The sequence below is a fragment of the Rossellomorea aquimaris genome, assembly GCF_020172085.1.
GTDB lineage: Bacteria > Bacillota > Bacilli > Bacillales > Bacillaceae_B > Rossellomorea > Rossellomorea aquimaris_E.
In genome coordinates this window covers 355687-381423 of record NZ_JAIVAT010000003.1, presented here as the reverse complement: position 1 = coordinate 381423, position 25737 = coordinate 355687, and the positions used below count along the sequence as shown (strand labels likewise).

Below are 25737 nucleotides of genomic sequence, written 5' to 3'. Positions count from 1 at the left end.
TCCACCTTTTATCAGTTTCGCTTTATAAATTGTAATAACTCATTGGTATCCCACGTATTGATGACCGTGTCTTTCTTGATCCATCCTTTACGGGCCGTCCCGACACCGACTTCCATAAATTCCAGGTGATCGATACTGTGAGCATCGGTGTTGATTACGAGCTTCACACCTTGTTCCTGTGCTTTTCGGATGTTGTCAGCAGACAGATCGAGACGATTTGGATTTGCATTCAACTCAAGTGCCGTTCCGGTTTCTTTCGCCAGCTGGATAAGAAGATCCATATCGACGTCATACCCTTCCCGTCTGCCAATGATACGGCCAGTCGGGTGAGCGATGATGTCCACATGGGCACTTTCCAAGGCTGTAGAGAGTCTCTCCATGATTTTCCCCCGGGGCTGTGAAAAGCTCGAATGAATCGAGGCGATCACCAGATCCACCTTCTCAAGGATGTCGTCATCATAGTCCAGGGTAGCGTCAGGAAGGATGTCCATCTCGATACCTGACAGCACTTCTATATCATCATACTTCTCATTGATTTCTTTTATTTCCTCGATTTGCTTCAATAATCGTTCTGTTGTAAGTCCGTTCGCCACGCGAAGATACTGGGAATGATCTGTGATGGCCATATACCGGTATCCTTTGGCGCGGCACGCTTCCACCATCTCTTCAATGGAGTAGGCACCGTCGGACCAAGTAGAGTGCATGTGAAGATCTCCCTTAATATCCTCTAAGGTAAGCAGCGGATAGTCCTTACTGAACTTTTCCACTTCTCTTCCATCCTCTCTCAGTTCTGGAGGAATCAGAGGAAGGTTAAAGTGATGGTAAAATTCTTCTTCGGTTTTAAAAGTTGTCACTTCCCCTGTTTCACTATTTTCCACACCATACTCACTGATTTTCTCTCCACGTTCTTTCGCGAGCTGACGCATACGGACATTATGGTCTTTTGATCCGGTAAAATGGTGAAGGGTCGTCGCAAATTCTTCCGGTTGTACGATCCGAAAATCAATGCTTACGTCCCATTGGTACGAAAGGGTCAATGAAACTTTCGTATCCCCTGCCGCAATGGTTTCAACGATATTCGGCAATTTAAGCAGTTCCTCTTTCACTTTATGAGGGTGTTCTGTTGACAGAATAAAATCAAGATCCTTAATGGTTTCCCTCATCCTTCTTAAGCTTCCGGCCCTCGAATAGGTATGGATACTGTCGATTTCAGCAAGATAACCTTCAATCTCTTCCGCAATCCCCATCATAAAGCCGATCGGAAGACGGTCAGGCCTTTTCCCAACCTGCTCGATGGCTGCTAAAATCTTTTCTTCTGTTTTTTTCCCGAAACCTGCAAGTGACTGTACTTTGCTCTCTTTACACACTTCTTCTAAATCTTCTATGTTTTCGACTCCAAGCTCACTATATAGCTTCGCGATTTTCTTTCCGCCAAGCCCCGGTAATTGCAAAAGAGGGATCAGGCCTTTCGGAACCTCTTCTTTCAATGCTTCAAGAACCGAAGACGTTCCTTCGTTTATGTATTCTTCTATCACCCCGGCCGTCCCTTTGCCGATTCCCGGGAGCTTTGTGAAGTCACTGATTTCCTGTAAGCTACGGTCATCATTCTCAAGGGCCGCTGCCGCTTTCCGGTAGGCCGACGTTTTAAATGAATTTTCACCTTTCAATTCCATATATATGGCGATTTGCTCTAATAATTTTATAATATCTTTTTTATTCAAAAGATTCACCCACTATCTTAGAATTAATGAATAGGACCATTCGTTCGTTACATATTTAAAAACGACTCCACCTATAATAGTAGCAAAATTGATATAAAAAGAAAAAAGACTGACTTATAAGATGAACATCCGTTAAGGTACCCCTTACGAATTTGCGTTGCATACTTATAGTCAGCCCTTTTTTAGGCTACATATTCAATCCACCATGATTTAACCATATCGGAGAAAACAGGAGTATGTTTCACCATCGCCTGCGCTATAAACGAGTGATTGATGAGTGATTGAACCGACTCGATCGGCAATAATACAGCAATATATAATAGAATGAAAATCATCAAGTATGCTTCAATAAAGCCTAATATCCCACCACCAAGTACATTCAGCTGCTTTAAAAGGGGTAGATGGGCGACAAAGTCGAGCATCGATCCAATAATTTGCAGTATAATACGGGTCGCAAAGAAAATCATCGCAAACGCGATTACCCGGTAATATGCCTGATCCAAGTGGGTCGATTCGAAAATCATATTCAGCGTGGATTGCTCGTCCAATACCGGATAAGGAATCCACAAAGTCAACTTAGGAGCAAGCTGATCATAATATATGTATGCTACAATGAAAGAAACGATAAATCCGAATATGTGGATGACCTGCAAAATGAATCCACGCTTTAAACCTATAAAAAACCCTATCACCAGGATGACCAACAAAGCTAAGTCCAGCATCTTTTTTTCAATCCTTTAATCGTTTAATTTCCCGTTCAAGCTCTTCAAATTTTTCTTGAAGCTTGAGATAATCATTCACGGCATTCACCGCAGTCAAAACCGCAAGTCTGCTTGTGTCGAGAGACGGATTCATGGAGTTGATTTCTCTCATTTTGTCATCCACTTTCGAACAAACGAATCGGATTTGACTAGTTGATTCAGTGCCGACAATCGTATATTGTTGCCCATATATGTCTACAGTGGTACGATTTTTTTGTTCTTCAGACAACCTGAAAGCCCCCCATTCATAAGAATCCTACACATAATCATACCATGAAACTTTTTGATTTTGGAAGGAATTTGTCATAATAGCTCACAATTTTTATTTTATTGTCATAAGGAGAGAGAAACGTGGCCAATACCGTCATACAAACCAATAAGCAAACGATAGACAAAATGAAAGACCATTACAAAAGGGTCTTAACGGACAAGTTGCCGCCTGGTGCCGTATTTGTTGCAAAGCCATCAGGCTGCACGATCACCGCCTATAAATCCGGGAAAGTATTGTTTCAAGGTGCAAATGGAGAAGGAGAGGCAAGTCAATGGGGAAGCAGCAAGCCCACAAAGGTGAAATCCCCTTCCAAAGGAACGACGTCTCTACCAGATCATTTCGCTGAATGGTCTGTCATCGGTTCAGATGAAGTGGGTACAGGAGACTTCTTCGGTCCGATCACTGTGGTCAGTGCTTACGTAAAGAAAGAGCATATCCCACTCATGAAAGAACTCGGGGTTAAGGATTCAAAAAACTTATCCGACTCTCAAATCATCAGCATAGCCAAGGATCTCATCTCGACCATCCCATATTCTTTGCTGATCCTTCACAACCCGAAATACAATGAAATGCAGGCAAAGGGAATGACACAGGGGAAGATGAAAGCACTCCTGCACAACAAAGCCATCCTGAACCTATTAGAAAAGATGTCTCCCGAACAGCCCGAGGGCATCTTAATCGATCAGTTCGTAGAAAAAAATACATACTTCAAACACGTGTCTGCTCAACAAAAAGTCCAAAAGGACAAAGTCTACTTCAGCACAAAAGGCGAAAGCATCCATCTTGCTGTTGCAGCGGCCTCGATCATAGCCCGCTACGCTTTCTTGTTAGAAATGGACAAGCTGAGTGCAAAAGCAGGCGTCGAAATACCAAAGGGCGCTGGAAAACACGTGGATGTCGCCGCGGCCAAGATCATCAAGCGAAAAGGGATCGAGGAATTAAAATCTATGACCAAATGGCATTTTGCGAATAGCGAGAAGGCGATGAAATTAGCGAGGAAATAAGGTTGGCCCCACCGGTTTTAGCGGTGGGGCTTTTTTGTTTGTGATGGGGCGATGGATTTGGTTTAGCTCTGTAGTATGGATGAAGTTCAACTGCTGATTTTTCATGAGTTTCAGCAGATGAATATTCCTGTTTATTCAGCAGGTGAATTCAGGAGAGATTTTAACCGGTAAATGTAACGATTTTTTCACCTGTTAAATATCAGACGTATTTCACCTGCTGAATTCCAGGCCTATTTCTCCTGTCAAACTACCGCTATTTTTCAACAGGCAAACATACAAAAAAAGATGCCAGACCAAATGTCTGACACCTCTCTTCAATATTATCCTCTTAACTCCGCACCTGCTTTTTCCCTTACTGCAGCAAGGACTCCATCATGGACTTTCACTACTTCTTCATCCGTCAATGTTTTGGCCGGATCGAAGTATTTAAGGGAGAATGCAAGGGATTTTTTGCCCGCTTCCATATGCTCTCCTTCGTAAAGGTCGAAGACGGATACTTCTTTCAGAAGCTTTCCTCCCGCTTCTTTAATGATGGATTCTAATTCTCCTGCTTTCACCTTCACATCCACAACAAGGGCGATATCTCTTGTGATGGATGGGTGACGAGGGATCGGCGTATAACTTAATGCCGGTTTCTCATAATGGAAAACAGGTGAAGCTTTCAGTTCGAACACATAGGTTTCGTTCAAATCCAATTCCTTTTCCGCTTCCGGATGGATGGCTCCAACGAAACCGATCACTTCGTTATCCAAAAGAATTTCAGCGGTGCGACCTGGATGCATGCCGTCTACCGTTGCCTGACGGTACGTGACGGCTTTAGAAACACCGATTTCTTCAAACATCCCTTCAAGGATTCCTTTTGCAACGTAGAAGTCAACCGGCTTTTTCTCACCCTGCCAAGCGTGTTGATGCCAAAGCCCAGTTAAAGCTCCTGCAATATGTTCTTCTTCCTGTGGTAGTTCTTCACCAGTTTCAGATAAGAAAACGGATCCGACTTCATAAAAGGCAAGAGAATCGTTTTGTCGTGCTTTGTTATATGAAACCACTTCTAGAAGCTGAGGGATGATGCTTAGGCGAAGGTTGCTGCGCTCTTCACTCATTGGCATCAATAAACGAACAGGCTCTCTGACGTCCAGTGCGTATTGGGTTGCTTTCTTATCATTTGTCAACGAATAAGTGATAGCCTGCAGAAGTCCCGCTCCCTCCAGATATCGGCGTACCGTACGGCGTTTCAACTGGTGATTGGTTAGTCCGCCAGGCGTCCCTTCTCCTTCTGGAAGGGTCAATGGAAGATTGTCATATCCGAAAAGGCGTGCCACTTCTTCAAGTAAATCTTCTGGGATGGTAATGTCCCCTCTTCTTGTAGGAGCTGTTACGACGAAAGTTTCGCCATTCACCTCTACATCAAATTGAAGCCTGCGGAAAATGTCTTCCACTGTCTCAACTGTAATGGCTGTCCCCAGTGAAGAATTGATTTTATCTAACGTAATGTCAACTTTAACTGGTTCTACATCCATTTCGTTCACTAATACAGTTCCTTCAAGAATTTCCCCTCCGGCATATTCAGCCATCAGCCCGGCCGCTCTTTCTCCAGCCCTTAGGACACGATTCGGGTCCACTCCTTTTTCATAACGGGTGCTTGCTTCGCTTCGCAGTCCATGATCTTTCGAAGCTCCCCTTACGATCGCACCAGTGAAGTAAGCCGCTTCAAGAAGAACGGTCGTCGTATCGTTTTGAACTTCTGAATTCGCTCCCCCCATCACTCCGGCAAGGGCAACAGGCTCAGTACCGTTGGTGATGACCAGCTGGCTGCTTGCTAACGTTCTTTCCGCGTCATCCAGAGTAACGAAGGATTCTCCATCCTTGGCACGACGGACCAGGATTTCCTTTGAACCCAGGCGGTCATAGTCAAAGGCATGCAGCGGTTGACCATATTCCAATAGCACGTAGTTTGTGATGTCTACTACATTGTTATGAGGACGGATTCCAGCTGAAATCAGCGAATTTTGCATCCATAGTGGAGATGGGCCGATTTTGACATTCTTAATGATTTTGGCGCCGTATAGAGGGTTATCCTCTATCGCCTCTACGTTTACCGACACATAATCAGATGCTTTTTCGTTACCTTCTGAAAGGTTCGTTTCAGGAAGCTTCACATCACGATCCAGGATCGCTGCCACTTCATATGCGACACCCAGCATACTTAAGCAATCTGAACGGTTAGGCGTTAAGCCAAGTTCCAGAATGGCATCATCCAGGTTCAATAACTCAACCGCATTCTGACCGACCTCTGCATCATCACTGAATACGTAGATCCCTTCTGCATGCTCTTTCGGTACGAGTTTCCCTTCGACTCCAAGCTCTTGAAGGGAACAGATCATCCCGTGTGACGCTTCGCCGCGGAGTTTGGCTTTTTTGATTTTGAAGTTGCCAGGAAGGACCGCTCCCACTTTTGCAACTGCCACTTTCTGACCTTTTGCTACATTCGGTGCCCCGCAAATGATTTGGACAGGTTCTTCTTCCCCGACATCCACCAGGCATTTATTTAATTTATCCGCATCAGGATGTGGCTCACATTGAAGGACATGGCCGACGACCACATTTTTGATACCTTCGCCGATCCGTTCAACGCCTTCCACTTCGATCCCGCTTCTTGTAATTTTCTCTGCCAACTCTTCAGGTGTGACACCTGATAAGTCTACGTAATTTTCCAACCATTTATATGAAACAAACATGTGTTGTACCTCCTACCCGATTTTCGATTACTCTTCCGTTCCGAACTGTGTGACAAAACGCGTATCGTTTGTGTAGAAATGACGAATATCATCGATACCGTATTTCAGCATCGCAATACGCTCAGGTCCCATACCGAATGCAAATCCTGTGTATTTCTTTGAATCGAATCCTGCCATTTCAAGGACATTCGGATGAACCATCCCCGCTCCAAGAATTTCAATCCAGCCAGTTCCTTTACATACACGACAGCCTTTTCCTCCACAGATCTTACAAGAGATATCCATCTCGACGGATGGCTCTGTGAATGGGAAGAAGCTCGGACGTAAGCGGATTTCGCGGTCTTCACCGAACATTTTCTTGGCAAACACATTCAGCGTTCCTTTCAGGTCACTCATGCGGATGTTTTCATCAATGACAAGGCCCTCGATCTGTGTGAATTGATGAGAGTGGGTCGCATCATCTGTATCGCGTCGGTACACTTTACCCGGACAGATGATTTTGATCGGCCCCTTGCCTTTGGCGAGCTCCATCGTTCTTGCCTGAACCGGCGACGTGTGGGTACGAAGCAAGGTTTCTTCCGTGATGTAGAAAGAATCCTGCATGTCACGTGCCGGATGTCCCTTGGGTAGATTTAAGGCTTCGAAGTTGTAATAATCCTTTTCGACTTCAGGTCCTTCAGCAACCGTGTAACCCATACCGATAAACAGGTCTTCGATTTCTTCTACGATCATCGTAAGAGGATGATGATTTCCCTTCTTCACAGGGCGACCTGGTAATGTAACATCAATCGTTTCAGATTGAAGCTTCTTTTCAACCGCTTCTTTTTCAAGAACGGCCTGCTTCGCTTCGATTGTTTCGGTGATCGCTCCACGTACTTCATTCGCAAGCGCACCCATTTTAGGACGTTCTTCAGCAGAAAGTTTCCCCATTCCTTTTAACGCTTCGGTTACAGGTCCTTTTTTCCCTAGGTAAGCAACGCGGATGTTGTTCAATTCTTTCAAGTCTTGTGCTTCGTTCACTTTTTCAATAGCTTCTTGTTGAAGGGAACGTAATTTGTCCTCCATTATACTTCCTCCTTTAATGTATATCGTCCGAATGGCGCTTTCCGGATTTCCAACCAAATAAAAAAACCCCATCCCAAAAAGGGACGAGGTTTATATCGCGGTACCACCCTTATAAGCATATCTAAAGATAGACATACTCACTTCATTCGGATAACGGCTTATGCCGGAGCATCTTTACATTCTCATGGTCCCGATGCCAACTCAAGAGGTGAAATGTTCACATCATGTTTTCTTAAGAATGCTTACAGTCCAGGGCATTCTCTCCCTTGAAGAAGGTCATGTGCTACTTTCCTCTTTCAACGTTTTTGAATTATATGTGCCTTATTATAGTGAATTTCCCGGCACATTTCAAACCTTTTCACGAATTTCACTGCCCATTTTTGAAATAGTACAATAAAATGCCTGCCGCAATCGCTACGTTCAGTGATTCACTCTTCCCGTAAATAGGGATGTAGAGGTTTTGATCGGTTTCAGTTAAAACGTCCTTGGACATACCATTTCCTTCGTTTCCTACAATGAGGGCATAAGAAGGACCAGGCTCGACTGTTGAATATTCGACTCCATTTTCAAGCGCCGTCCCATATACCGGTATCCCCCGTTCTTTCAGGACTGGAATGGTTTCTGAAAGATCCCTTCTGACGATGGGAATGTGAAAGTGGCTTCCTTGTGCAGAACGGAGTACTTTAGGGTTATAAGGGTCAACCGTCCCCTTGCCGAGCACCACCATATCCATTCCAGCCGCATCGGCCGTACGGATGATGGTACCGATATTTCCCGGATCCTGCAGACCATCGAGAATCATGAAGGTTTTTGCTCTTTTAAAATCATGCTCATCTTCTTTTTGTTTACAAATGGCAAAGACTCCTTGTGAAGTCTCTGTATCAGACAATGCTTTCCCGACTTCATCGGATACCATAGTCATGGAAACAGACTCCACCGTCCATTTCTGTGGAAGATCGATCCCTTCTACAACGATCAATTCAAGAACCGTATCCTCCTGTTTCAATGCTTCCTCCACTAGGTGAAAGCCTTCGATTATATATGTGCGGGTGAGATCCCGTTCCTTTTTGGTCAATAATTTCTTCCACTGCTTTACAACAGGGTTTTTCGATGATTGAATATACTTCAATCGTATCCGCTCCTTTAGGTTACTATTCAAGGTCTCATTATACCTTAACTTTCATACATAATAAATTCAATTTGAGACAAGATAACAATGAATTCCTCATCCTAGCAAAAAGGAGAAATGTGTGATGAATCTTAACTTACGAAAAGCGATCATACACAACGTATCTGGAAACAACCAGGACGAGCTGAGAGACACAATCGTTGACGCCATCCAAGGGGGAGAAGAAAAAACTCTTCCTGGCCTCGGCGTACTTCTTGAAGTCTTCTGGCAAAACGCAGATCCGCAGGAACAAAAAATGGTTCTTGAAACATTAGAGGAATCATTGCAGCAAATGCATTAGAAACAAGGGCAATCCTGAATGGGGTTGCCTTTGTTTTGTATTAATTTAGAAAAAGAGACCACGGTCAGGAACTTTTTTAATTGTTAGGATACGGATTTGGTGTTCTAATACGATTATCAAGCTGTTTTGAAATGAATACTGTAGTCAAAAAAAAGATGCCCTGGTTCAATAAAAACCAAAGACATCTTTTAAAAAAATGATCAATCAAACGTAATCTTTGCCACTGTATCCTTATCCAGCTTCTTGATCACTTCTGTAATCAATTTCACTGCGTTTTCGTAATCATCACGATGTAACATCGCTGCATGTGAATGGATATAGCGAGTGGCAATGGTGATCGATAGGGCAGGAACTCCATTTGCTGTTAAATGGATCGCTCCTGAATCTGTTCCTCCACCTGCGATGGCATCGAATTGGTACGGGATGTTATGCTCGTCTGCGGTGTCGGTCACAAAATCGCGAAGACCTTTGTGGGAAACCATGGACGCATCATACAGTATGATCTGAGGGCCTTCCCCCATCTTACTTGAGGCTTCTTTATCAGACACTCCCGGTGTGTCGCCTGCGATTCCGACATCCACACCAAAGCCGATATCAGGCTGAATCTTGGCTGCAGCAGTTCTTGCTCCACGCAGACCCACTTCTTCCTGTACCGTACCGACTCCATATACGATGTTCGGGTGCTTCTCATCTTTCAGGTTTTTCAGAACATCGATGGCAATCGCACATCCGATGCGGTTATCCCATGCTTTCGCTAAAAGCATCTTTTCGTTGTTCATAACAGTGAATTCGAAATGAGGGACCACCATGTCTCCAGGCTTTACTCCCCATTCCTGTACTTCTTCACGGCTTGATGCACCGATATCAATGAACATGTCCTTGATTTCAACCGGTTTTTTCCGGGCGTCAGGAGGCAGGATATGCGGCGGCTTGCTTCCGATCACACCTGTTACTTCCCCTTTGCTTGTCACGATCGTCACCCGCTGGGCAAGCATGACCTGTGACCACCAGCCACCTACCGTTTGAAAGCGCAGGAACCCTTTACTGTCAATTTGGGTGACCATGAATCCGACTTCATCCAGGTGCCCCGCCACCATGATTTTAGGACCATTTTCATCGCCTACTTTTTTGGCGATCAAGCTCCCCAAATTATCTGTCGTTACTTCATCTGCAAACGGCTCTATGTATTTCTTCATGACTTCACGTACTTCTCTTTCATTACCAGGCACGCCTTTGGCATCGGTTAAATCCTTGAGCATTGTCAATGTTTCATCTAATTTCGCCATTGTTTCGACCCCCTAAATATTCATACTCTTTCATTATACTAGAACATGTGTGATTCATCAAAATTCCCTGAATCTTTAATTAATTAAATTTCTATATTTAACTAGAAATTCTCTCATCTAGGTTACCCACACCTGGAATTAACATACCCTCCTCATTTAGTGCATCAGGCTTACCTATTGTATAAATAGATTTTATAGATGGGATTTCGATTAGTAACTCCTTAACCCCTCTTTCTGAGTAAAATGCTGAAGCAACTATTAGATTTGTTGGATAATATTTATTCATTATATTCTTAGCTAATGATACAGCAGTACAACCAGATGCTAAAACAGCTTTTGCAATAATAACTGTATCTACTTTTTCACCAGGTTTTATGTCCGGATGAGAAACTGCTCTAATTGGTTGTGTTAACGCAGCCGGACCCCTTGCTCCTTTAAAGTCTAAGTATCCTTGTAAAGAATTCGGTACTGTAGAAGTAATTCCTTTTGCAAAGTATTGATAGTCATCTTTCGTACTATAAACTAAATTAACGTTTTCACTAAAAGAATACCCCGCAAACATCTGATTCATTGGTGTTGTAATTTCTGATTTATTCAACATATAATCATTAACTATATCCATACCCATTCTGTGACCAATTTTCGTTAATGCATCTCTTAAATTTTTTTTATCTGTATTATCAGAACGAATCTTAGTTTGCAAAGCAACAGAATATTTGTCGTCTATTACGTTTATGTTCATGGTTAATGTCCCCCATCCCCTTCTTCTATCCACCTATCAAATTGGTTTGAAAGCTCATTAAAACATCCCCAAAAGTTCCGATATATTTCTTCTCGAGTGAAATGAATTTCATGACTCCGATTAAAAATCTCATATTCAAGTTCCACATCTTTTTTAGTAACTTTATAATATACTTGAGCATGAGGTTCTGGTGGAACTTGTTTAGCCAATCTAACAAAATGATCTAGATAGGTTAAACCTGTACCAATAGATGCTCTTTCTTTTATCCACTTACTAAAAGCATTTTTAACAAATGTTTGTAAATCGTGAGTATGTATAAAAGAGGTCCTCCAATATCCATTGTAGTAGCTAGAAACCTTGTTTATGAAGGCCCTTTGCTTATCTTCCGGTTCCTCTTGAGTTTCTTTTTTGAATACAAGTATTTTCGTGGGATCATCTCTAATTGCAGCATCAAATTCTATTTCTGTAGCTGATTTACCATTTCCGATATCAAATCCGAACCTACTGCCTAGGATCAAGATATACAAATCGCACGACCTTGCCATCCCTGTAGTGACAGTGCGTGAGTTTCCTGCAAGCGCTGCCTCATTTAGAGGATCTGCACCTACCAATTCTACAAAAGGTAAGTCCTTAAAAGCTTTTTTTACTGCATCTCTTTCGCTTATTAAATCCTTTACAGTTGAACTAATCATAACTTGTATTTTCTCCATGTGTGCCCTCCCCTATATACTGTTTAATTTACCCCTGATGATCCAAATCCTCTTTCTCCTCTTTCTGAACTAGCAACTTCTTCAACCCTTACTAAATTAACACTAACTACTGGAGCCACTACCATTTGTGCAATTCTCAAGTGTTTTCTAACCGTAAAATCCTTCTTTCCATGATTAATTAATATTATTTTTATTTCTCCTCTATAACCCTCATCTATCGTTCCAGGACTATTTAGTACCGTTACAGAATGATTTAATGCTAAACCACTTCTTGGTCTAATCTGAGCCTCCGTACCCTTAGGAAGTTCTACAATCACTCCAGTACTGATTAGTTCAGCTGATCCTGATTTTATTATTTTTTCCTCAGAAGAATACAAGTCTAAACCCGCATCACCTTGATTTGCTTGATATGGTAATATAGCTTCTTCGGAAATCAACTTTATTTTTACATTATATTCCAAACAAAACCCTCCTAGTTATTTTTTGTATAACAAATCACTGATATATTAAAAGATTAAGAAAAGAAACAACCATTAAATGACTGAAATTTCTTAATTAACATCTACCTTAATTCACTTCATTTTTCTTCACATAGGCATCAAACACTTCTTCATGGGTAAATCCGAGGAGTTCCCCGAGATATACATAGTGTCTGAATAATTCCTGAAAATGTTCAACCGACCGTTCTGCAGCAAAATGATTCGCATATTTAAACACGTCCATGAACTGCTTTGTCACATCTTCGTTTGTATAATTCGTCTCCCCTAAATCGAATTGCTGTATGCCGATTTCAATTCCCAGTGACAGGATGAAGTGTACTCCGTCCACGAATTCCTCCAGGATGACCTCCTTTGAAGAAGATGGATTCGTACTCCAGAACTTGAAGCTTCTCGTTTCATTTGCGAGTTCTCCCACTTCGACGAGCAGAGCAAGGATTTTCTTGTCGATAAGGTCTTCCTGCTCCAGACCATGTTCCTCTTCGATATGCTGATCAAGTTTCTTCTGCATGTCCAATAACGTTTCAATATTCATTGTAACTCTCCCCTTATGATGTCTTTATCTATGGTTCTCTCTCTTAGTATGACAAATTTTTAAACAAATTTATAATAAAATGAAACCTTTTTCTTTTCTAACCGTAAATAATAGTGGAAGAAATATGCCTATGGAGGTAATCGTGATGCTTTGGATTATTCGGTTAGCGATTTTTTTACTTATCATTTATCTTTTATACAGCAGTGTGAAATATATTATAAACCCAAAGCGAAAACTGGAGCTTGCCCAGGAACAAAAACGTTTTTACTTTCTCGATGATCAGGAAAATGTCCGAAAGAACTTTCACATAACGTATAAAGGCGTGCTATTCGAGGGTGAAAAATACCTCGGGGCTACAGAGCGGTCCTTCGAAGTGGTATCCATTTTTGTATGGACGAAAAATGTCTCCTCGCTGAAAGGACTCACCCAAGAGGACTTCGAATACTTACAGAATGAAATCAAAGAACGATACCCAAATGCCAAACTCGACTGGAAAAGCCCAATCCATGAATTCCTTCAAAAAACGCAACAAAAAAACGACTAGCTCAGCTGGTCGTTTTTTGATTTTACTATTTTAGTAAACATTAATACTGGTAAAGGAGCGAGTAGTAGTTGATTTCCACTCCAAGTGCTCACTTTCCGCGGGGCGTGAGTTGAGCCTCCTAGGGCGCTGCCCTGTGGGCTCTCAATTTTCCCGCATTTCCCGCAGGAGTCGAGCACCTACAGCGAGAATCAACGGATAAGTGTTTAACTATAACCACATTATTTTGAAGGCTGAAGTGATCTTTTAATCAATTGTAGCAATAAGTAAAATTATTCTTCTTACATGCTGGTTTTTAAATACCTATTTGCTCTGTCAATAAAATCTTGTTTAAAGGGTGATGGGAACTGCGTAGACTCCTGCGGAAAACGGGCGTGCCAAGACCCCGGAAGCGAAGTGTGCTGAGGAGGCTTGGCCGAACGTCCGCGGAAAGCGAAGCAGTTCCCATCACCCTCTGTCACACACTCGTTGACAGAGCAGCACATTTTATTTACCCGGAAAAAACTCTCTCCACTCAATGACACGTACCCTTTCTCTCAATAAGTAAAATAGGACAATGAGTGCAATAAAGATCATGACGAGAATCGGCGGGGAAAATTGTTTGATGTATTGGCCGAAGACGGTGTAAAAAAACGCCAGGGGAATGTTTGAAAGGACAGATGCACGAACGAAGGGTTTGAGCTCCTTCTTCCGCTCGAGCAGGCATAGATTAAGCAATTGATAGTGAACAAATGGTATCAACCGGAGAACCGCGATCTGGCCCGTGGTGAGAGTCGCATTCCGGCCGAACCATTTCTCTTTCAGCCTGAGCAGCTTTTCATAAAACGATTTGAAGCCTTTAATGACAAAATAAAAAGTGACAGATAAGAGCGTTAATCCGATCAATGAGTACAGAGTGCCGAAGAGACTTCCGAACAAGACTCCTCCGGCCATACAGACAAGGGCGACGGGGATGAACAGAAATTGCCTCAGGACGTGAAATAAGATAAACAGAACAGGAGCCATATATCCGCTTGATTCCATCAGGGCGAATGCAGCAACCAACCGTTCGTCCATGGCTAACGCGACCTCCTTCTGCTTTTCTAAGCTGTTTCTACACACTCTTTATATAGTATGTAAACGAGACGGGTTAAAGAATGAAAACTTTGGTTTCAAAGGTTTGCATTCAGCCAGATAAACAGTATGCAATGAAGCATGACGAGTAGCGGAAAGCCGATGGCGAACTGTTTATGCTTGGTTTTATGCCTGTATACTTTCATTCCTATGTAGGCTCCAACGCTCCCCCCTACAATCGCAACCTGCCACAGGACCCGCTCGCTGATCCGGTACTCATGGCGCTCTGCTTTTCTTTTATCCCTGCCCATAATGATAAAGCCGATGATATTGATGACGACGGCGTATAAGTATAAGATTTCAGTCAATGCTCCCATGATTCTACCTGCTTTCTATATGGTTGATGATATGAAGAAAGGACCGGCCGGGGCCAGTCCTTTTTTTCGCTAACGGATTAGCGATTATTATTTGTTTAGTTGAGCTTTAGCAGCATCAGCTAATTGGTTGAATGCTTTTTCGTCAGAAATCGCAAGCTCAGCAAGCATTTTGCGGTTTACTTCGATACCAGCAAGCTTTAATCCGTGCATTAAACGGCTGTAAGAAAGACCGTTCATACGTGCAGCCGCATTGATACGTGTGATCCATAGTTTACGGAAGTCACGTTTCTTTTGGCGACGGTCACGATAAGCATACATGTATGATTTCATGACTTGTTGATTTGCTACTTTATATAAAGTGTGTTTTGAACCGAAATAACCTTTGGCTAACTTAAGAACTTTTTTACGACGTCTGCGTGTTACTGTTCCGCCTTTTACGCGTGGCATAATAATTCCCTCCTGTTTCTATTACTTCTTATTTTAGGTTGTCAAGCATATGACGAATGCGTTTGAAATCTCCTTTAGAGACAACAGCCGCTTTACGTAGCTTACGCTTTGCTTTAGTAGATTTGTTTGCGAATAAGTGGCTTGTGTAAGCGTGTGAACGTTTAAGTTTACCAGAACCTGTTTTCTTGAAACGCTTAGCTGAGCCGCGGTGAGTTTTCATTTTTGGCATGTGCTTTTCCTCCTCGGGTCCTCTTATTTTTCGTTAACTGGTGCAAGCACCAAGAACATACTGCGACCATCCATTTTCGGTTTTGATTCAACGGTTGCTACATCTTTGCACTCATCAGAGAAGCGATCTAGAACGCGTTGACCAATTTCCTTGTGCGTAATCGCACGACCTTTAAATCGGATTGACGCTTTCACTTTGTCTCCTTTTTCAAGGAACTTACGAGCATTACGAAGCTTAGTATTGAAATCATGCTCATCAATCGTCGGGCTTAAACGCACCTCTTTAAGATTGATGATCTTCTGATTCTTACGTGCTTCTTTTTCTTTCTTCTGTTGTTCAAACTTAAACTTACCGTAGTCCATGATACGAGCAACGGGTGGTTTTGCATTTGGAGCAACAAGAACAAGATCAAGATTTACACGTTCAGCAATTTCAAGAGCTTCATTCTTGGATTTGATTCCAAGCTGCTCCCCGTTTTGATCGATAAGACGTACTTCACGGGCACGAATCGTTTCGTTTAAGATCATGTCTTTGCTAATAATTAGCCACCTCCAAGGTTTATTAAAAGAATACACGGCTTTGGCCGACGCACTCGCAATCCCTTTTCGCGTTTGCACACAAAAAAAGATGCGAGTGTCGAAACACCCGCACCTGATTATTAAGCATATATAAATGGCTTTAATAGTCAATCACATACCTGTAAACAGCACGAACGCGTTATTCAGGTGAGAAGCGGGTAGCTCCTTCTTGTACCAAACTGTATTCAATTCACCTTAGATACTATATCACATGACAATACCGCTGTCAAATAATCATTTATTATCACAACGTATTTCATAATATCAGACATCTCAGGAGAGTGCAACAGTTTTTTTGAAATTTATTGGGGGAGGGACGGACCTCCAACGGCAACATTATGGTAAACCACAATCACCATTTGGAGGTTCGTCCCTCTTCTTTTATTAGCGATTCGCTTCTTTTGCGATATGAGCGATGAATGCATCAAGAGAAATCGTTTCTGATTTCTGTTCCCCGTATTTACGGACGTTGACAGCTGTTTCCTTGATTTCATTGTCTCCCACGACAAGCATATAAGGGACTTTACTCATTTGTGATTCACGGATCTTATAACCGATTTTTTCATTACGGTCATCGATTTCCACACGAAGCCCTTCAGCTTGAAGCTTTTCTTTCACTTCTTTCGCGTAGTCGAAGTGAACATCCGGAGAAACCGGGATCACTTGAACCTGCGTTGGAGCAAGCCAAGTCGGGAAAGCTCCTTTGTATTCTTCGATAAGGAATGCCACAAAGCGTTCCATTGTAGATACAACCCCACGGTGGATAACAACCGGGCGATGCTGCTTCCCGTCTTCCCCTACATACGTTAGGTCGAAGCGCTCTGGCAGTAAGAAGTCCAATTGAACAGTGGATAGTGTTTCTTCCTTACCAAGGGCCGTTTTCACCTGAACGTCCAGTTTAGGACCGTAGAATGCCGCTTCCCCTTCTGCTTCAAAGTACTCAACATCCAGTTCATCCATCGCTTCCTTGATCATGCCTTGTGCACGGTTCCACATTTCATCATCATCGAAATACTTCTCCGTATCTTCAGGATCACGGTAAGAAAGACGGAACGAATAGTCATTCAGATCAAAGTCTTTGTAGACTTCCTGAACAAGACGCACGACACGCTTGAATTCTTCCTTAATTTGATCAGGACGCACAAAGATATGAGCATCATTTAGAGTCATCCCGCGTACACGCTGAAGTCCGGACAGAGCACCAGATAGTTCATAACGGTGCATCGTACCAAGCTCGGCGATACGGATCGGCAGTTCACGATAGCTGTGGATGCCGTTTTTGTAAATCATCATATGATGAGGGCAGTTCATCGGACGAAGGACTAAATCTTCATTGTCCATCTCCATGACCGGGAACATATTCTCCTGATAGTGATCCCAGTGACCGCTTGTTTTGTACAGCTCTACGCTACCCATGATCGGCGTGTAGACGTGGTCATAACCGAGACGTTCTTCTTTATCAACAATATAACGCTCGATGATACGGCGGATCGTCGCACCTTTAGGGAGCCACATCGGAAGACCTTGTCCCACTTTTTGTGAGTTCATGAATAGGTTCAATTCTTTACCGATTTTACGGTGATCACGCTCTTTCGCTTCTTCTAAGAGACGAAGATGCTCTTCAAGGTCTTCTTTCTTGAAGAAAGCTGTACCGTAAATACGTTGAAGCATTTTATTATCACTGTTACCACGCCAGTAGGCACCGGCAATGCTTAGCAGCTTGAATTCCTTGATTTTATTTGTAGACGGGATGTGCACTCCACGGCATAGGTCGAAGAATTCACCCTGCTCATAAATGGAAACCTGCTCCCCTTCAGGAATGGCTTCAAGCAGTTCAAGCTTGTACTCATCACCGATTTCTTCGTACATTTTCTGAGCTTTCCCGCGGCTTACTTCTTTACGGACAACCTCTAAGTTTTCTCCTGTGATCTTCTTCATTTCCTTCTCGATCAGTGGAAGATCTTCCGGAGTGAATGTATGCTCTGAATCGATATCATAATAGAATCCGCCTTCGATGACCGGCCCGATTCCAAGCTTTGTTTCAGGATATAAACGCTTAATTGCCTGTGCCATTAAGTGGGCTGTACTGTGACGAAGGATTTCAAGCGCATCTTCGGAAGGAGCCGTAACAATCTCAATCGCTCCATCTTCCTGAATCCCTGTGCGCAAGTCAATCAATGCATCATTTATTTTACCAGCGAGCGCCTTCTTCTTCAGTCCGGGACTGATGGACGCAGCAATCTCTTCTGTCGTTGTCCCTTTAGGAAACTCCTTGACATTTCCATCTGGGAACTGAATTTTCACTACTTCTGACATGTGATTTCACTCCTTAAAGTATCGTTAAAAAACATAAAAAACCCCGCCCCTTCACATTTGAAGGGACGAGGTTAGTAAGTAATCTCGTGGTTCCACCCAACTTCTCATTGAATGCGAATAAACAGACAATGACTTCATTGAAAACGAATAACGACATTTAGCCGTCAATCATTACTGTGAATCCTGTATGACCCAGTTCATGATTGCAGTTCCGAGGTGGTAAATATCCCTAACGAATTAGGAAGCTTGCAGCCTTGTGACTTCCCTCTCTGTGAATAGAATAGAAATATTCTTGTCCTCATCATAACCTTTATTTATTGACTTATTATGTAGGTATTATAATCGGTTATGCTTGGAAAAGCAAGCCTATTCATTCGCGATATCCCATGAAGGATATAAGAGAGTATCAGGAAAATAACTCAACGGCAAAAGGTCGATCCGCTCTTCAAAAATATTTTGAAGGGTCCTGATCAATTGGTGGTCACCATTGCCATAAACGAGGATTTTCTCCGGGGCAAGGGATAATAACGGCGCGATGGTGTACGAATCAACGTATAATGGATGATTCGTCAGCAAGCGCTTATCAATCGCCTTCGTCAATTCCTGCCGGGTCACTTCTTTCATATCTTCATCAAAAAATCGGAAACCATAACCCGTCGAATATAAATGGATTGTACACATCTTCTGTTCCCTGGACGCAAGATACTCCCTGAGCATATGAACAAACATCTGGTATTCCTGCTCCATCTTATATTCTTCTATGGCCAGATCAACCATCAGGATAATCCTCTCCTGAAGCTTCTTCAACCTAAATTTGCTAAAGGAGTCGAATGATATGGGTGCCTTCCCTTCCATCAAATGTTCCAAACTGTCACGGACGCAACCTGATTCGTCCCATTCCCCGACCAGCTCCATCAATTCCGGACGCTCCCCCATCCTCATCTCTGACACAATTTCTAAAATTTGATTGATTTCATCAATATCTTCATAAAAGTAATTTTCCCGCAGGACTGATTCGGACCAATCCATACATTTATCATTCATGACGAATTTAGAAACCCCGTTGAACAGCTTTTCTCTCTCCTTGAAGAAGGGGGAAACCTCAATCGTCAGATTATAGTGAGTTTTATGTTGAAAGAGTGTTTCATGGAACCATGATTGGATGAACTCTTTATTAAGGTATTCTTGAAGCTTTATTGCATCATTTTTTTGCTTGAAAATAAATTCAATCAAACTTTCTCGCCTCCTTAAACCCAATTCCCTGATTTATATATATGGGAGGCTTGTATAAATTAGAAGTTGATGAGTGAATTTCTTTTTGGGGAAGGGCTATTTGGGGCTGATTCAGCCATGGTTGACTGTTCGATGTGACATTCCAGCCGTTTTCGCCGATAATCCGGCCGTTTCCTTTGAAAAACCGACCGAAATCTCAAAAAATCCAGCCATTTAACAAATAATGCAAATAACCCAGCATCATTATCTCATAAAAAAAGAAAGGAAACCGCATCCGATTCCCTCTCCATCAACCTATTCTCTTCTATTCTTACCATCAATCAACACTGGCTTCGACAAATACTTGATTCGCTCCATGATCCGTGCAGCCTTCAACTTTTCTTCTTCCCCGCGCTGACTGTACGTCAGGTGATGGGTCAGCTCGCTGAAGTTGAAGTTGGAGGTGAAGAATGTCGGCAGGTTTTCAAGCATCCGATACTGGAGGATGGTTCCAAGGATTTCATCCCTTCCCCAACTCGACATCGTTTCTGCTCCGATATCATCAAGCATGAGGATCGGTGCTGTTTTCACCATCTCGAGTTTTTCATTGACCGAATTATCACCAAGTGATTGTTTGATTTCCCGGAAGAACTCTGGAACGTATACGATTAAGGAAGCTATTTTTTTCTCAGCAAGTTCGTTAGCCATGGCTCCCAACAGATAGGATTTGCCTACCCCGAATTTTCCGTAAAAATAAAGACCTTTCATCTTGGTTCCTTCTTGATATGTCTCTACGAAATTCTTTGCCAAACGCACAGCTTCCAGGCGGCTTTTCGAATCAAGCTCGAGTGTCTGGAAAGACGCTTGTAAAATATCTTTCGGTACATATAAGCTTTTGATCAAGCGCTGAGCACTCGTTCTTTCATCATGGATGACCTTGCGGGGACAGCGATGATAATCGATGTCGATGGTGTTGCCTCTGATCACTAAATGAGGGTCATAACCTTCCATCATATTCTTACATTCCTGTAAGGATGGGCAGTACCGGCATTCCTTGCTTTGCGAGATGTATTCATACAGCTTCATCAGGCTACCATTGACCATTTCAGCTGTTACAACACCTTCATTCCTGCGGATAAAATCCTTCACATCACTATTTTCCAAGATCTCTTTTTTCATTTGTTCATATCGTTGTTGAAACGAACCAGAAGTCGCCAACCGTTTTAGGGTGTTATTTATTTTCTCCACCGTTATGTTCACCTACTTCCGAAAATTTTTTAATTCTTCTTCGAGTTTTTTCTTTTCCGCTTCAAAGTCGTATCCGTCAGAAGACGTGTCGGATTCTACAGTGGTTTCCTCTTCCTTAAACCAGTCCGGAAGCTTCTCTGTACGAATCGGCTTTCTCCGCCTGTTCGATTTCGTTTCCTTCTTACCTTCCGCCCACTCCATGTACTGCTTATGTTCTTTTTTGGCGAGATCCATCGCTTCACTAGCCGTCTTCACTTTCTTCCTGGACCAATGAGACGCAATTTTCTCCATGTATCCCTTTGTCAACTTCATATCCGTTTTCAACAGAACATATTGAATCAGCACATTCATGACGCCGATCGGCAGTTTTTGGGCCATGAGTACTTCTTCAACGGCCTGAAGATCCGCCTTTGAAGGTGACCCGCCATTGGATATGTCTGATAACACATCCTTCGGTGACGTGGTTTCCAGATAATCAATGAGCTCTTCTTCCTGAGAAAGCGGTTGATCGCGCACCTCGGGTTTCTTTAGCTCAAGTCTGGTTGTCAAATCGGGCAGTTGGTCTCCGGTTTGCATGCCATACCAGTCCCGTGCCGTTTTACGCAGCAATTCAATATCGATTGAATCATCGGCATCCAGGGAGCTTAAGACGATATTTTTCATTTGAAGGGGATTGATTCCATAAAGATAGCTCAGCTTCAATACGGTTTCCTTCACTTTTTCCGTAAAAGCTTTCCGGGGAACCATGGATTCAGATAACCCGCCAAGCAATAATTGAAAGTCGAAATCGACTTCGTCCAGGGCCAGTCCATCATTCTTTCCGTATTTCATATATTGTTCACCAGAGGCAGTCTCGGAATCCATATTTGCATCATGGTGAAGAAAATTGATCGGTTCCGATGTAAACACATCTTGAAAGGAACGTGTGATATCGGTGTAATGATCGTGATCAACCGACGCATCCGTAAAAAATTTCTTCAAACGCAAGTAATGGGTCCGGCCGATCTTGCGGTATAAATACACATTCAGCATACCATCATGAAAGAATTCCTTAGGAGACAATGGCGACTGCAGTTCATACAGAAAACGGCGGTCTTCATCATCCTTTTTTACATAAACCTTCAACAACCCAATTCCTTCAAGCTTCATCCTTGCTTCATAAACATCCTGAAGGTTGACAGACAGAACGTTCATCAGATGATAGTGAGTGGAATTCGTTGACCATAGACGGTTTTCCTCTACTTCCCCCCACAGGCTCATATAGAGGCTGTAGCATACGGAACCGATTAAAGGCTGGTATAGAAATGTGATGATTTTCCGGTCATATTCCTGAAGCATCCCATTAGTCGCTACCGTGTAGTGATCGATCGGTTGTATTTCATTCCAATGCTTCTTCATCATAGTTGGATTCTACCTTTCAATAAATAAAGAGAAAAGAGCTAAAGAATATCATCTTCAGCTCATTCTTCTACTCTTTTTTTATCAATTCTTTTAATTCGTCTATAAATACATTAATATCTTTAAATTGTCGATATACGGATGCAAAACGGACATATGCCACTTCATCTACTTTAGCAAGATGATCCATGACCATCTCACCGATCTTCACAGATTCTACTTCGGAAGCACCTTGATTCCGAAGATCCTTTTCAATATCCGTTGAGATCTTTTCTAACCTCTCAAGAGGAACAGGGCGCTTCTCGCAGGCCTTGATCAGCCCTCTCAAAATCTTTTCTCGACTAAACTCTTCTCTTACCCCTTCTTTTTTCACGACAATCAAAGGAAGCTCTTCAACCTTCTCAAAGGTCGTAAAGCGAAAATTGCATACTTCGCATTCTCTTCTTCTTCTGATTGAACGTCCTTCATCAGCAGGACGGGAGTCCACTACTCGTGTACCATTATGCTGGCAAGACGGGCACTTCATAATATCAGCTCCGTTATTACAAACTATTACCTTCATCATATAAAAAAGCCGCGACTTACACAAGCTTCTGAAGGATTTACCGTTATTTCGCTTTGGTCAACTCACTATCAAGCTGGTGATAATAATGACTGATCTGTGCTTTTAAAACGGTATATGTACCAAAGATCTTTCCTTTATCTGCACTAATTTTGAAATCGACTGCCGTTTCAAGCGGTCTCACCGTGATGACCGTGGCGACGATGAACAATTGGGGCGTTCCGTTTTTCCGGACCGTGATTTCCCCTCTATCTTTGGACTGTGAGATCACATCGTACTCGGCCGATGAGAACAGACCTAGTACTGCATTAAATGCACCTTGATGCATGGATTTATAATAGCGTGATTGCAGTTCTTTATCTTCATGCTGATCGGATGTTTCACATTCCGATTGAAATCGTTTTAATAGGGTACGTAATCCACTCATTTCAAGTTCCTCCCTTTAGTTACCCTTATTTTACACGAAAAGGCAAAATTGAAAAACCCATAATAATGCACAGTGAAGGAGCGCACAAAAAAAGAGATGCATGAAACACGCATCTCTTCTGAGTTATTATCGATTAAAGGGCTTGAGCCTGAGACTTTTTCACTTGTACTGGACCCATACCACGCGGCAATTCGATTGTTTCGCGTGTGTCAGCACCAAGAGCATCAGCAATATATTCAGCAGCGATATTAGGATCTAAATCACCGCAAGTATATACATCAATACTGGCATAACCATGTTCAGGAAAACTGTGGATCGTTAAATGTGATTCTGAGATGATTACCACTCCACTTACACCTTGAGGAGCAAATTTGTGGAAAGCCACCTCACGAACTTCTGCACCTGATTTAAGCGCAGCATCTACGAATGTTTTCTCAATTCCTACTACATCGTTTAATTTTTCAAAATCGCAACCCCATAATTCAGAGATTACATGACGTCCCATTGTTTCCATTTTCGTATTTCCCCCTTTGACATGATTTTTTTCGTCAAAATGAACAGATCCTTTGGCAAAATCTTAACTACCACGGGGGAAAGTTAGTCCGAAGAGGTCCTAACCCTTTAAGTAGTTAAATCAGTATTCATTTGCTAATAAGAAGTTCACGAAAAATAGTATACTTTGTTTAAATCTCTTTTGCAATAAATTTTTATAAAGTTTTTTAACCATATAAAAGTAAAATCCTTTTCTCTTTTTAAATAAAGAGCATAGTAGAGAGATCTCGTTTTCTTTGAAGACCGTTCCTTTCCGCTCCAAGCACTTGCTTTCCGGCGGGGCGTGAGTTGAGCCTCCTCGGGCTTTGCCCTGTGGGGTCTCAACTTTCCCGCTATTCCCGCAGGAGTCAAGTGCCTTCCGCTACAATCCACTCTGTGATTCTAATTTAGTTACACTATTTATTGATAGTACTAATCAGCTTTTTTTAAAAGCATAAAGTTTCCAAACAAACTTTAACCAGTAGCAACTAGATGTCTCCACTACTTATAAGAATATACTTCCCTTTGTCCTTCCTAAAGCGTGTAAAAAAAGAAAAGAACGCACCCGAAACAGGTGCGTTCCTATGATTCGCTTTATTGTTTATGTTGGTTCTTTCAAACGTTGACTTCTTGTTTGGCATTCATTTTGCTCGCGACGAATTTAGCCAGGTCTACGACACGGCATGAGTAACCCCATTCATTATCATACCAAGCCAATACCTTCACTTTTCGGCTCCCCATGACCATCGTGGATAAGCCGTCGATGATCGCGGAGTGAGGATTTGTATTGAAGTCGATTGAAACCAATGGTTCAGTCGTGTATTGAAGCACTCCATGCAGGGAACCAAGGGATGCTGTAATGAAGGCTTCATTGATTTCTTCAACCGTCACGTCTCTTTTCACATCTACAACCAGATCTACTAGTGAAACGTTAGGAGTCGGCACGCGTAAAGCCATTCCATGAAGCTTCCCGTTAAGCTGTGGAAGAACCAATGATAATGCTTTTGCTGCACCGGTAGTCGTCGGAATGATTGATTGTCCGCAAGCTCTTGCTCTTCTCAAGTCTTTATGCGGATTGTCGATATTCTTTTGATCATTCGTGTACGCATGCACGGTCGTCATGAGACCGTTTTCAATTCCGAACTGCTCATCCAGTACTTTTGCAACAGGAGCCAGGCAGTTCGTCGTGCAGGAAGCGTTGGAAATCACACTGTGTTCCTCAATATTTAATGCGCTTTCATTTACTCCCATCACAATGGTAACGTCCTCATTTTTCCCAGGGGCTGTAAGGATGACTTTTTTCGCTCCCGCTTCTAAATGAAGGCTCGCTTTGTCCTTTGAATTGAATTTCCCAGTCGCTTCAATCACGATATCAATATTCAATTCATTCCAAGGTAATGCTTTAGGATCACGATTGCTTAATAGCAGGACACGTTTACCGTTGATGATGAGTGCATCATCTTCTGCCACTACATCTGCCTGGAATGTGCCATGATTTGTGTCATACTTTATTAAATGGGCTAACGTTTCAGCAGGGTAGCTTGCGTTGATGGCTACAACCTCTAAGTTATCCTCTAAGATTGCTTTTCTGAAAACCATTCTTCCAATACGTCCAAAACCATTGATTGCAATTTTCGCCTTCATAAATCCGGCTCCCCTCTATATTAATGTTATACTTATATGTTTATTTGCTAAAAATAGTATAACATATTTGGAGAATTAGTTAATAAGTATTTTGCGGATTTTTAATGTTTTATTATTCTGACAAATAGGCTTATTGTATGTATATTTTATTAAGGTGGAATCATACGTATTTTCAATGGCATCGCTTACATTTTCCTGTGAAGTATGTGCTGGTTGAGTTCCGCTCCAGGATGCTCGCTTTCCGCGGGGCTGGCGGTGAGCCTCCTCGGCGCAAGCGCCTGTGGGGTCTCACCTGTCCAGCTTTCCCGCAGGAGTCGAGCACCTTCCGCTCCACTCAACTTTGAGAATAAGAATTTTAAAGTGACATCCAACTTTCAA

The 25737-nt window shown here is 42.5% G+C and carries 28 protein-coding genes and 2 other annotated features; of the genes, 4 read left to right on the top strand and 24 right to left on the bottom strand.

Annotation, left to right across the window (positions count from 1 at the left end; translation table 11 throughout):
* Positions 1-11: 11 nt before the first annotated feature.
* From polX to zapA, 3 genes are all read right to left on the bottom strand, one after another.
* The gene (gene polX / locus LCL96_RS02635) at positions 12-1721 is read right to left on the bottom strand and encodes a DNA polymerase/3'-5' exonuclease PolX (protein ID WP_224939928.1); all 1710 of its coding nucleotides are present in this window, start codon (positions 1719-1721) and stop codon (positions 12-14) included.
* A 182-nt stretch (positions 1722-1903) separates the two neighbouring features.
* Complete coding sequence (locus tag LCL96_RS02630; protein WP_224939927.1) at positions 1904-2443, bottom strand: CvpA family protein; 540 nt, start codon at positions 2441-2443, stop codon at positions 1904-1906.
* Between the two features lie 7 nt (positions 2444-2450).
* A complete protein-coding gene (gene zapA, locus LCL96_RS02625; RefSeq protein ID WP_201716634.1) occupies positions 2451-2711 on the bottom strand; it encodes a cell division protein ZapA in 261 nt (86 codons plus the stop codon).
* Positions 2712-2833: 122 nt separating this feature from the next.
* Between zapA and rnhC the strand changes: the two genes are divergently transcribed.
* Positions 2834-3757 carry a ribonuclease HIII gene (rnhC, locus tag LCL96_RS02620; RefSeq protein ID WP_224939926.1) on the top strand — a complete coding sequence of 308 codons (924 nt, stop codon included), beginning with the start codon at positions 2834-2836 and terminating at the stop codon, positions 3755-3757.
* Positions 3758-4077: 320 nt separating this feature from the next.
* Here rnhC and pheT read toward each other — a convergent pair whose 3' ends face one another.
* The 3 genes from pheT to LCL96_RS02605 all read right to left on the bottom strand — a co-directional run bounded on the left by pheT (position 4078) and on the right by LCL96_RS02605 (position 8686).
* The gene (gene pheT, locus LCL96_RS02615; protein ID WP_224939925.1) at positions 4078-6492 is read right to left on the bottom strand and encodes a phenylalanine--tRNA ligase subunit beta; all 2415 of its coding nucleotides are present in this window, start codon (positions 6490-6492) and stop codon (positions 4078-4080) included.
* 27 nt (positions 6493-6519) lie between these two features.
* On the bottom strand, positions 6520-7557 hold the full coding sequence (pheS, locus tag LCL96_RS02610; protein ID WP_224939924.1) for a phenylalanine--tRNA ligase subunit alpha: 1038 nt from the start codon (positions 7555-7557) through the stop codon (positions 6520-6522).
* A gap of 76 nt (positions 7558-7633) precedes the next feature.
* Positions 7634-7866, bottom strand: a binding site (T-box leader).
* 58 nt (positions 7867-7924) lie between these two features.
* The gene (locus LCL96_RS02605; RefSeq protein WP_224939923.1) at positions 7925-8686 is read right to left on the bottom strand and encodes a TrmH family RNA methyltransferase; all 762 of its coding nucleotides are present in this window, start codon (positions 8684-8686) and stop codon (positions 7925-7927) included.
* A 124-nt stretch (positions 8687-8810) separates the two neighbouring features.
* On the opposite strand from LCL96_RS02605, the gene sspI reads away from it, so the two are divergent.
* The gene (sspI, locus tag LCL96_RS02600) at positions 8811-9026 is read left to right on the top strand and encodes a small acid-soluble spore protein SspI (RefSeq protein WP_206851204.1); all 216 of its coding nucleotides are present in this window, start codon (positions 8811-8813) and stop codon (positions 9024-9026) included.
* Positions 9027-9226: 200 nt separating this feature from the next.
* On the opposite strand, the gene LCL96_RS02595 is transcribed toward sspI, so the two are convergent.
* The 5 genes from LCL96_RS02595 to LCL96_RS02575 all read right to left on the bottom strand — a co-directional run bounded on the left by LCL96_RS02595 (position 9227) and on the right by LCL96_RS02575 (position 12796).
* On the bottom strand, positions 9227-10312 hold the full coding sequence (locus tag LCL96_RS02595) for a M42 family metallopeptidase (RefSeq protein WP_224939922.1): 1086 nt from the start codon (positions 10310-10312) through the stop codon (positions 9227-9229).
* Between the two features lie 97 nt (positions 10313-10409).
* Positions 10410-11054 carry a uracil phosphoribosyltransferase gene (locus tag LCL96_RS02590; RefSeq protein WP_224939921.1) on the bottom strand — a complete coding sequence of 215 codons (645 nt, stop codon included), beginning with the start codon at positions 11052-11054 and terminating at the stop codon, positions 10410-10412.
* Between the two features lie 2 nt (positions 11055-11056).
* Positions 11057-11764: a DUF4062 domain-containing protein gene (locus tag LCL96_RS02585; protein ID WP_224939920.1), complete on the bottom strand. Its 708-nt coding sequence runs from the start codon at positions 11762-11764 to the stop codon at positions 11057-11059.
* Between the two features lie 23 nt (positions 11765-11787).
* Positions 11788-12225 (bottom strand): dUTP diphosphatase, encoded by a 438-nt coding sequence (gene dut, locus LCL96_RS02580; RefSeq protein WP_224939919.1) that lies wholly within the window; start codon positions 12223-12225, stop codon positions 11788-11790.
* 106 nt (positions 12226-12331) lie between these two features.
* Positions 12332-12796: a dUTP diphosphatase gene (locus tag LCL96_RS02575; protein ID WP_224939918.1), complete on the bottom strand. Its 465-nt coding sequence runs from the start codon at positions 12794-12796 to the stop codon at positions 12332-12334.
* Between the two features lie 145 nt (positions 12797-12941).
* Here LCL96_RS02575 and LCL96_RS02570 point away from each other — a divergent pair, with 145 nt between their 5' ends.
* Positions 12942-13340 (top strand): sigma-w pathway protein ysdB, encoded by a 399-nt coding sequence (locus LCL96_RS02570; protein WP_224939917.1) that lies wholly within the window; start codon positions 12942-12944, stop codon positions 13338-13340.
* A 483-nt stretch (positions 13341-13823) separates the two neighbouring features.
* On the opposite strand, the gene LCL96_RS02565 is transcribed toward LCL96_RS02570, so the two are convergent.
* The 7 genes from LCL96_RS02565 to LCL96_RS02535 form a co-directional block, all read right to left on the bottom strand.
* Positions 13824-14393, bottom strand: a complete 570-nt coding sequence (locus LCL96_RS02565) for a TVP38/TMEM64 family protein (protein ID WP_224939916.1) — start codon at positions 14391-14393, stop codon at positions 13824-13826.
* 95 nt (positions 14394-14488) lie between these two features.
* Positions 14489-14767, bottom strand: coding sequence for a DUF1294 domain-containing protein (locus tag LCL96_RS02560; RefSeq protein WP_224939915.1), 279 nt, complete (start codon positions 14765-14767; stop codon positions 14489-14491).
* Positions 14768-14854: 87 nt separating this feature from the next.
* Positions 14855-15214, bottom strand: coding sequence for a 50S ribosomal protein L20 (gene rplT / locus LCL96_RS02555; protein WP_034757014.1), 360 nt, complete (start codon positions 15212-15214; stop codon positions 14855-14857).
* A gap of 28 nt (positions 15215-15242) precedes the next feature.
* The gene (gene rpmI / locus LCL96_RS02550; protein ID WP_032087387.1) at positions 15243-15443 is read right to left on the bottom strand and encodes a 50S ribosomal protein L35; all 201 of its coding nucleotides are present in this window, start codon (positions 15441-15443) and stop codon (positions 15243-15245) included.
* Positions 15444-15466: 23 nt separating this feature from the next.
* A complete protein-coding gene (gene infC, locus LCL96_RS02545) occupies positions 15467-15970 on the bottom strand; it encodes a translation initiation factor IF-3 (RefSeq protein WP_034757009.1) in 504 nt (167 codons plus the stop codon).
* Between the two features lie 88 nt (positions 15971-16058).
* Positions 16059-16198, bottom strand: a sequence feature (ribosomal protein L20 leader region).
* 207 nt (positions 16199-16405) lie between these two features.
* Positions 16406-18337: a threonine--tRNA ligase gene (thrS, locus tag LCL96_RS02540; RefSeq protein WP_224939914.1), complete on the bottom strand. Its 1932-nt coding sequence runs from the start codon at positions 18335-18337 to the stop codon at positions 16406-16408.
* 366 nt (positions 18338-18703) lie between these two features.
* Positions 18704-19570 carry a putative sporulation protein YtxC gene (locus LCL96_RS02535; RefSeq protein ID WP_224939913.1) on the bottom strand — a complete coding sequence of 289 codons (867 nt, stop codon included), beginning with the start codon at positions 19568-19570 and terminating at the stop codon, positions 18704-18706.
* Between the two features lie 73 nt (positions 19571-19643).
* On the opposite strand from LCL96_RS02535, the gene LCL96_RS02530 reads away from it, so the two are divergent.
* Positions 19644-19787, top strand: a complete 144-nt coding sequence (locus tag LCL96_RS02530; protein WP_224939912.1) for a hypothetical protein — start codon at positions 19644-19646, stop codon at positions 19785-19787.
* 77 nt (positions 19788-19864) lie between these two features.
* Here LCL96_RS02530 and dnaI read toward each other — a convergent pair whose 3' ends face one another.
* The 6 genes from dnaI to LCL96_RS02500 form a co-directional block, all read right to left on the bottom strand.
* Complete coding sequence (gene dnaI, locus LCL96_RS02525) at positions 19865-20797, bottom strand: primosomal protein DnaI (protein WP_224939911.1); 933 nt, start codon at positions 20795-20797, stop codon at positions 19865-19867.
* Positions 20798-20809: 12 nt separating this feature from the next.
* Positions 20810-22195, bottom strand: a complete 1386-nt coding sequence (locus LCL96_RS02520) for a replication initiation and membrane attachment family protein (RefSeq protein WP_224941266.1) — start codon at positions 22193-22195, stop codon at positions 20810-20812.
* A 70-nt stretch (positions 22196-22265) separates the two neighbouring features.
* Positions 22266-22721, bottom strand: a complete 456-nt coding sequence (nrdR, locus tag LCL96_RS02515; protein ID WP_206851214.1) for a transcriptional regulator NrdR — start codon at positions 22719-22721, stop codon at positions 22266-22268.
* 82 nt (positions 22722-22803) lie between these two features.
* Complete coding sequence (locus LCL96_RS02510) at positions 22804-23184, bottom strand: cytosolic protein (RefSeq protein ID WP_224939910.1); 381 nt, start codon at positions 23182-23184, stop codon at positions 22804-22806.
* Between the two features lie 133 nt (positions 23185-23317).
* Positions 23318-23698, bottom strand: a complete 381-nt coding sequence (speD, locus tag LCL96_RS02505) for an adenosylmethionine decarboxylase (protein WP_034756998.1) — start codon at positions 23696-23698, stop codon at positions 23318-23320.
* A gap of 632 nt (positions 23699-24330) precedes the next feature.
* Positions 24331-25359 carry a glyceraldehyde-3-phosphate dehydrogenase gene (locus LCL96_RS02500; protein ID WP_224939909.1) on the bottom strand — a complete coding sequence of 343 codons (1029 nt, stop codon included), beginning with the start codon at positions 25357-25359 and terminating at the stop codon, positions 24331-24333.
* Positions 25360-25737: the final 378 nt, after the last annotated feature.